Annotated in this window: 10 protein-coding genes; all 10 read right to left on the bottom strand. The window is 44.2% G+C overall.

All coding sequences use genetic code 11. The features are described from left to right. Window positions 1-144: 144 nt before the first annotated feature. On the bottom strand, window positions 145-1770 hold the full coding sequence (locus tag WEIDD23_RS05440) for a peptide ABC transporter substrate-binding protein (RefSeq protein ID WP_010371537.1): 1626 nt from the start codon (window positions 1768-1770) through the stop codon (window positions 145-147). A gap of 361 nt (window positions 1771-2131) precedes the next feature. Then, window positions 2132-2788 (bottom strand): amino acid ABC transporter permease, encoded by a 657-nt coding sequence (locus tag WEIDD23_RS05435; protein ID WP_010371540.1) that lies wholly within the window; start codon window positions 2786-2788, stop codon window positions 2132-2134. A 2-nt stretch (window positions 2789-2790) separates the two neighbouring features. After that, on the bottom strand, window positions 2791-3435 hold the full coding sequence (locus WEIDD23_RS05430) for an amino acid ABC transporter permease (protein ID WP_010371543.1): 645 nt from the start codon (window positions 3433-3435) through the stop codon (window positions 2791-2793). Then, complete coding sequence (locus WEIDD23_RS05425; protein ID WP_010371546.1) at window positions 3435-4280, bottom strand: transporter substrate-binding domain-containing protein; 846 nt, start codon at window positions 4278-4280, stop codon at window positions 3435-3437. Before WEIDD23_RS05425 ends, WEIDD23_RS05430 begins: the two co-directional genes overlap by 1 nt. 12 nt (window positions 4281-4292) lie before the next feature. Next, window positions 4293-5021 (bottom strand): amino acid ABC transporter ATP-binding protein, encoded by a 729-nt coding sequence (locus WEIDD23_RS05420; RefSeq protein ID WP_062358840.1) that lies wholly within the window; start codon window positions 5019-5021, stop codon window positions 4293-4295. A gap of 166 nt (window positions 5022-5187) precedes the next feature. After that, complete coding sequence (locus WEIDD23_RS05415) at window positions 5188-5985, bottom strand: DUF6681 family protein (protein WP_010371551.1); 798 nt, start codon at window positions 5983-5985, stop codon at window positions 5188-5190. Beyond that, window positions 5985-6476, bottom strand: coding sequence for a hypothetical protein (locus WEIDD23_RS05410; RefSeq protein ID WP_010371554.1), 492 nt, complete (start codon window positions 6474-6476; stop codon window positions 5985-5987). Before WEIDD23_RS05410 ends, WEIDD23_RS05415 begins: the two co-directional genes overlap by 1 nt. Window positions 6477-6499: 23 nt before the next feature. Then, window positions 6500-7060 carry a guanylate kinase gene (locus tag WEIDD23_RS05405; protein WP_010371558.1) on the bottom strand — a complete coding sequence of 187 codons (561 nt, stop codon included), beginning with the start codon at window positions 7058-7060 and terminating at the stop codon, window positions 6500-6502. An 82-nt stretch (window positions 7061-7142) separates the two neighbouring features. After that, entirely contained in the window at window positions 7143-7676 is a 534-nt protein-coding gene (locus tag WEIDD23_RS05400; RefSeq protein ID WP_010371561.1) for a biotin transporter BioY, read from the bottom strand. Beyond that, on the bottom strand, window positions 7673-8147 hold a 475-nt coding region (locus WEIDD23_RS14585), incomplete at its 5' end, for a biotin--[acetyl-CoA-carboxylase] ligase (RefSeq protein WP_242865442.1). The genes WEIDD23_RS14585 and WEIDD23_RS05400, both read right to left, overlap by 4 nt.

Here is an 8147-nt window from a genome sequence, read left to right as displayed (position 1 = left end):
CGCTGAATGGCGTCCGCGCCATTCGGTTGCCGAGTTTTTGAACAATGGCGTAGGATACCAGCCCCGCCTGTTGCTCGTGCGATAGCACCAAACACTAAAAGAAATCACATCGCAGCAAATGCTCCGATGTGATTTCTAAAAGATTTAGTTCTTGTATGCCCACTTCCAGTCGTATGGTGCACCAGCTGGGTTTGTGACAACACCCTTAACTGATGTACGGAACAACGTTGCATATGAACGGTAGTACAATGGCGCCACACCGACTTCCTTGTCGATGATTTGCTCTGCTTGCTTGTAATCGTCATAACGCTTCTTTTCGTCGTTCACGTCAGTCGTCTTAGCAGCTGACATCAACTTGTTGTATTCAGCGTTATCCCATGAACCGTTGTTGAATGAAGAATCCTTCGTGTACAAGTCCAAGAACGTTGATGGATCACCGTAATCGGCACCCCAAGCAGTGATTACCAAATCAAACTTCTTGTCTTGTGACAAAGCCAAACGTTGCTTAAATGGTACGACCTTAACGTCGATATCCAAGCCGTCCAACTTTTCCATTTGTGATTGCAAGAATTGGGCTGAACGCTTAGCTGCATCAGTGTCATCTGTGACCATTTGCAACTTCAACTTCTTCTCGCCGACTTCCTTCATACCTTCCTTGAACAACTTCTTGGCCTTAGTCTTGTCGTAAGCAATGGCACCCTTTACTTCAGCTGCCTTAGCAAAGTCCTTACCAGTATTAGGATCTTGCGCCAACTTAGTTGAAGTAAACGTTGTCGCAGGTGTAGCCGTTCCCGTCAAAATCTTATCTGACAACGTCTTACGGTCAATTGCGTATGACAAAGCTTGACGAATCTTTGTGTTGGCCAATGCCTTCACCTTCTTCTCGTTAAACTCCATGTAGAACGTTGACGCTTGTGGGATAACCTTATAAGCCTTGTTCTTCTTTGAAGCCTTCACTTGGTCAGGTGACAAGTTCGTAAAGTCGACCTTGCCTGACTTGTACAAGTTGTAACCTGTGTTTTGATCCTTGATTGTTTCCACAACAACCTTAGGCGTCTTCACAACCTTGGCATCATAGTACTTGTCGTTCTTAACCAATGAGTACTTGTTGTTTGACCCAGTCCAGCCCTTCAAGATGAATGGACCTGAAGACAACGTGTACTTTGCAGCTGTACCGTACTTCTTACCTGACTTCTCCACAAACTTTTGGTTTTGTGGGTAGAAAGGTGCCATCGTCAAAACTGATTCAAGTTGTGGCATTGGCTTTTCCAACGTTACTTCCAACGTTGTATCGTCAACGGCGTTAACCCCCAACGTTGACAAGTCCTTTTCTTCACCAGATTGAATGGCATCTGCATTCTTAATTCCTGAGAACAAGTAGGCATATTGTGATGCCGTCTTAGGGTCATTCGTACGTTGCCAACCATAAACAAAATCGTGCGCTGTCAAAGCGTCACCGTTTGACCACTTCAAACCAGAACGCAACTTGAACGTGTATGACAACCCATCATCAGACTTCTCAACTGATTCAGCCAAAGCAAGCGCAGGCTTGTTTGACTTGTCGTTACGGTACAAACCGTCACCAGTTGCTTGCAATGCGTCAAAATCAACCGCAGCTGTAGACTTTGATGGATCCATCGTGCCCAAATCAGCCCCTTCAGTCCAGTTGATTGTCTTGTACTTAGCTGCGTCAGCCGTGATTGGTGCCAACGTTGAGCCCAAAATCAACGCTGTCGACAACAATGCTGATGTCTTCAATACCTTATTCATAAAAAACTCCCCATTTCGAAAATAGTAAATAATGCCTTTCAATGTTTAGTATCATAGCCTGGACAAAAATGAGAAGCAACGCCATTTTTTAATACAAACTGTGAACTAAATTTGAACACGATCCATTAAAACGTTTAAACCATGCGTTTTTACTACGTTTCTTAAAATGAGAATTTCACTCATTTACAGGCAAAAAATCCAGGAAACCATCCGTATTTTTCTTGCTGTTAACCGGTTCTGCTTTGAGTCTCACAAATAATCTAAAACCGTTCGGCTGCCGACATGAGTGTGATAGCACGACACACACCAACACAACAAAAAACCACCAGCACAAAAGTACTGGTGGTTTAGTCAGTTTAAATTAAGCTGCCATTCGACGGTCCAAAATACGACCAATCTTTGAAATCACGTAATTCAACGCGAAGTACAATACAGCCAACGCAAAGAACATCGCCACAATGGCATTTGGCTCTTGCGCATAAATGATTTGTGCACGGTATGTCACTTCTGGCAACATGATAATCGTTGCCAAAGACGTATCCTTAATCAATGACACAAATTGTGACACGATTGGTGGAATCATCTTCTTGTAAGCCTGTGGCAAAATAATGTGCCACAAGGCTTGCTTGAAGCTCAATCCGTTCGACAATGCACCTTCTAATTGTCCCTTTGGTACGGCGACAATTCCTGATCGAATAACTTCTGCCAACATCGCTGACTCAAAAATTGTCAAAGCGAAAATCGTTGACGTCATAACGCCCAAGTGAATGCCAATCTTTGGCAAGGCAAAGTACGTAAAGAAGATAATCAACAACAGTGGTAGGTTACGAATCACGTCAATGATAAAACCAACAATGCGTGATAGGTACGGAATCTTGACGTAACGGATAACACCAAGCAATGACCCAATAATAAAACTCAAAATGACTGAGACAACCGCTACTTCGATAGTGACCCATAGTCCCATCAACAAGAAGCGGATGTTAATCCATGAGAACGCTGATAAGAATTCTGCCATGATTATCCCTCCTTATTCAACTTGTTTTCCAAGTAGCGCATGTAGTAACTCATTGGCATCGTCAAAATCAAATAGAAGATAGCCACGATGATAAATGGACCAAACGTATCAAATGTCTCTTGCGAAATCATATTTGCTTGGTACATCAAATCCATACCGGCCACGAAAGCCAAGACTGATGAGTTCTTAATCAAATTAATAAATTGGTTTCCAAGTGGTGGAATAACTAACTTAAACGCCTGTGGCAATACCACGTAACGCATTCCTTGCCACCAAGACAATCCATTGGAAAGCGCACCCTCCAATTGACCATTTGGCACAGCATTAATTCCGGCGCGCACGGTCTCAGCAATAAAGGCTGACGTATATAGCGTTAGGCCCAACGTTCCAGCCGCGAACCCACTAATTTTTACAACGTTCGCAATCACCACATAGAAGAACATCGTAATAACCAACAATGGAATATTACGAAGCACTTCAATATAAATACGCCCAATAATATTGGCCGCCTTATTTGGCACAACTTCCATCAAAGCAAAAACAGTTCCTAGAATCAGTGAACCAATCAACGCCAATACTGACGAGGCGATCGTCCAACCAAATCCAGTTAGGAAGTCATGAGCGTGTGTTTGAAATAATGACAACATTACTTAGCCAACTCCTTCCAATCCATTCCCTTAACACCAGCGAACCACTTCTTGGCTAGCTTGGCGTAAGTACCGTCTGATTTGATATCATCAATCGCCTTATTAACAGCCTTGACTAACTTAGGGTTGTTTTCATCCATAGCAACGCCATATGGTTCCTTAGTAAAGGGACCACCGACAACTTCCAAACTCTTCGAGCCGGCAGCCATACCATATAGGATACCGTTATCAGTCGTCAATGCATCTCCTTGACCAGCCTTTAGCGCTGTTAAAGCAGTTGCATAATCAGACAAAGCAACAACCTTAGCCTTAGGCGCGAACTTCTTAACAACCACCGCTGAAGTTGAACCAGCAACGGCCAAAATACGAGCTCCTGGCTTGTTCAAATCGTAAATATCCTTAATGCCACTACCCTTCTTAACCAAGATAGCTTGCCCCGCATTAAAGTAAGGCTTTGAAAAATCAACAACCTTCTCACGATCCGGTGTAATTGACATTGTGGCAATAATCGCGTCGATATTACCGTTCAACAACATCGGAATACGTGTTCCAGATGTAATTTGCGTCAATTCAACCTTTGCTTTTGGATTAACACGCTTCGTAATTTGCTTCGCCATATCAACGTCGAAGCCTTCCAACTTACCAGTCTTGATATTCATCAAGCCCATTAACTTCGTATCACCCTTAACACCCCAGACCATCTTGTCTGACTTCATGATACGATTGTAAGCTTCGTTTTTCTTATCGCTGGCATGCACTGGGGTTGCAACCACACTCCCTGCTAGCAAAGCGACGGCGGCACCAGCAAGTACCGCACGCCAAGTACGCTTAAACTTGCGACTCATACTCCGCACCTCCTAGTGAATGATTTGTGACAAGAATTGACGTGCACGTGGCTCCTTAGGATTTGCAAAGAATTCTTCAGTAGGAGAATCTTCCAAAATTTGACCATCTGCCATAAAAATAACACGATCGGCAACTTGCTTAGCAAAGCCCATTTCGTGTGTCACAACCAACATTGTCATACTTGAATCCGCCGCGATTTCGCGCATAATCTTCAAGACATCGTTAACCATTTCTGGGTCCAAAGCTGACGTTGGCTCATCAAACAACAAGGCCTTAGGCTTCATTGCCAATGAACGTGCAATCGCAATACGTTGTTGTTGTCCACCTGAAAGCGTTGACGGCATCATGTCAGCCTTGTCAGCAAGACCAACTCGCTCCAACAATTCCATTGCAATCTTCTTATTTTCAGCTTCGTCACGCTTCAAGACCAAACGTGGTGCCAACATAATGTTTTCCAAAACCGTCTTGTTTGCATACAAGTTAAAGTGTTGGAAAACCATGCCAACATTCTTACGCGTACGGTTCATATCAGTTTGTGGGTTAGCCAAGTCTTGACCGTTAACAATTAATTGGCCTTCTTGAACAGGCTCCAAACCATTTACGGTGCGAATCAACGTTGATTTTCCTGAACCAGATGGGCCAAGCAAAACGACCGTTTCACCAGCTTCCACGTCAAGGTTAATATCCTTCAAAGCGTGGAAATCTCCATAGTACTTTTCGACGTCCTTAAATTCGATCATCGACATAATGGTGTTCCTCCTTATTGACAATTTTCTCAAAAATCATCATTCAATATAAAATGACCCGTCGCGATTTTTCGTGACGGGTCGCTATGTTTAATAATAGTCTGTAAGTAAGACTGGTGTCAATTATCTTGTCAGGTTTCTTGACAATCACCTAACCGGCTTACTTTTGCTTATAAGCTAGCTCAACGGCTAACTGATAAGGCTTCGTTGTTTCTTGTAGGTTCACGCGACCACGTACATGGCCAACGCCACCCGTAATTACCGCCGATGCGATAAACAAATCATAATTCTCAAGGGCCAACTCAACTGGCTGCAACCCAACCGTTTTAATCCGGGCAACACGCTGCGCAAACATCTCGTTCAAGCCACCGTAAACTGCCAAGCCACCACGCTCATGCTCCAAGCGGAAGTATGGCAATGGTGTACCCGGATGATTAGCATAAATGACATCGTTACCAGCTGCCAAATAGGCTAACTGATCAGCTTCCGACATGCCGCTATAATCTTGTTGGAACATCCCACTAGCTTGTAGTTGCTCGGCAACTTTCGTTAATTCTGCTTGCATATCAGCGTCAGAAATTGCCGTTGCTGGTAACACATTTTCCTTGGCGTATAATCCGTTTGCTGGTACATAAGGCATTGCTGTTTTGATAGTCTGACTTTCCTCAGCAGGCCGGCCACCCAAAACCTTTTCAATCTTTGGCGAAATATCCCACTTCACCGTTTTCTTCGTATAGTAGTACACCATATTCAGAACCGCAAAATAGGCAATCACGATGAAGGCTAGCATCAATACTGCCCCACGAAGGTAGGCCCCATTTTCAATATGCTTTACGCCCAAGTACAGGACATAAAAATCTCCTGCCGTAGCCAAAACTGAATATACTTGCCCTTTCCACTTGGTATTAACATTAAAGAACCCCAAGTAGTGGTTTAACAAATCTAAAATAGTCAGCATTAGTTTGTTGCACCTCCGTTCGCTGTCGATGGTGTTGTTGCTGGCGCAGTTGAACTAGCCGTTGATGAACTCGTTGCGCTTGAGGCCGGGGCACTTGAAGCACTCGACGTGACGGCACTTGAACTGCTTGCCGGACGACTCGTCTCGCTCGACGAACTTACCCGACTATCAGTCGTATCTTTATTTGTCGATACCGTACTTGCTGATGACGACTCCTCTTGTTTACGAGACGACTCTGTTGTGGCAGACGAGTCTGTCTGACTATCACTGACGACCCGACTCGTCGATGTTTCAGCAGTGTCAGCGGACTTACTCTCTTCAGACTTAGCTGGCGCACTTGTTGATGTCGATGATGACACAATGCTTGAAGAAATTTTTGCCCCATTCGATGTATTCGTTGAAACATTAACAATTGCGTTAGCTGCACTCAACGCCAAAATAATTGAAACTAGTGCAACCGGCGTGATAACGGGTGGTGTTCGATATGCCATAATGTTCCTCCTACCGTGGCCAATTATTCTTGGACAACTTGCTTAACAATTTGATTGATTTCTTCTTTGGTGGTTTCCCAATCGTCATTAATCACGACATGGGCAACGCCGCGTAACGCATCAGGTAATGCCGCATCGCGTTGATATTCTTGACTAGCCAACCGCTCCTTAACCGCAGTCACATCATCCCCACGCTTTTCTAAACGCGTTAACAAATCATTTTCTTCGCTAACAGTGAGATAAATAATAACCGCTTCATCGCCCAATTCTTGCGCATATGTAATCGCGCCGGCCGTATCCAACACGATGGTAATGAATGGATTCTTCTCCCATGCTCGGGCTAAGCCTTCATGGGATGACCCGTAGTGATAATTTGAATACGTCACACTCTCTAAGTAATGATTTTGTTTAAAACTCGCTTCAGTTTCAAAATAGTAATCAACTTGATCAACTTCACCTTCGCGTGGTGCTCGCGTGGTGTGCGTAATAACTTTTGGCATTTCAAAGAATTCATTGAGGTAATTTGCAACAGTGGTTTTGCCAGTACCGGTATTTCCAGTTAGCACAAATACTTTACGATTCATGGGTTTTAACGACTCTCTTTAAACTTAATTATTTCCATTATAAAACCCCGAACTTAAGTTGGCTTAAGTTCGGGGTAAAACGTTAATATTCCTTACCGATTGGGAGACGCATCACCCGCCCAATCATCATCGCCAAAACGACGACAATGACCACTTTGATTAAAGTTGGTATGATGAAGGCCACCAAACCCGTTGCCATCGCATTCGCCAATGGCATCTTAGCCGCTACTGCAAGCCAAACCGTGCCGAATCCCAACTGCAAAAACGCTGCAATTAGGTTCCAAGCTGTCAACGCATACCACTTGGCACTCAACTTAATACCCCACCCAATAATAAGTGGGAACAAGAGCATCCCAATAAGGTAACCACCCGTTGGCCCGATAACGATACCGACACCAGAAGTCCATCCTGCAAATACAGGCATCCCGACTACCCCGAGCAATAAGTAAACCGCCACGGCCGATAACGAAATCGGTAGCAATGTCACCGACGCAACTAACGGTACAATCATCGTTTGTAGGGTTAACGGCACAATCCCCGTTGGAATTGACAAAGGTGCCAATACCGCAATCATTGCTGCAAAGACGGCGGCTAGTACAAGCTGTCGTGTTTTCATGAAATAGTCCATCCTGTCATATTTAATTTCGTGATTTCACCAGAATAGAAAGTTTGTTGGCCAGTATCCGTTTGCACAAACAAGCCACCATCATCCAGCACATCTTGAACACGCCCCTGGATGATTTGTTTGCCAACAACCAACTCAACCTGTTGACCAATTACGAGTGATAATTTGCGATAGTCGCGCATCACATCACGGGCATCTAACGAAAAATAGCGAACAAAATAATTTAATAGCGATGCCACCAGCTGTTCCCGATCAACTTGTTGATCAGTTAACGCGCCGGCCTTTGCCTGGATGTCAACCGGATAATCGGTTGGGTTAATATTCAAACCGATGCCAATAATCAAATGATTGCCGACTGATTCAACTAAAATGCCGGCCACTTTTTTATGCTGATAGTACAAATCGTTGACCCACTTAATGCCAACTTGCACACCCAATTCAACTGACAATGCGGTGGCTGCT

The organism is Weissella sp. DD23, assembly GCF_001579105.1.
GTDB classification, from domain to species: domain Bacteria; phylum Bacillota; class Bacilli; order Lactobacillales; family Lactobacillaceae; genus Weissella; species Weissella cibaria.
This window is presented reverse-complemented; position numbering and strand designations above follow the sequence as displayed.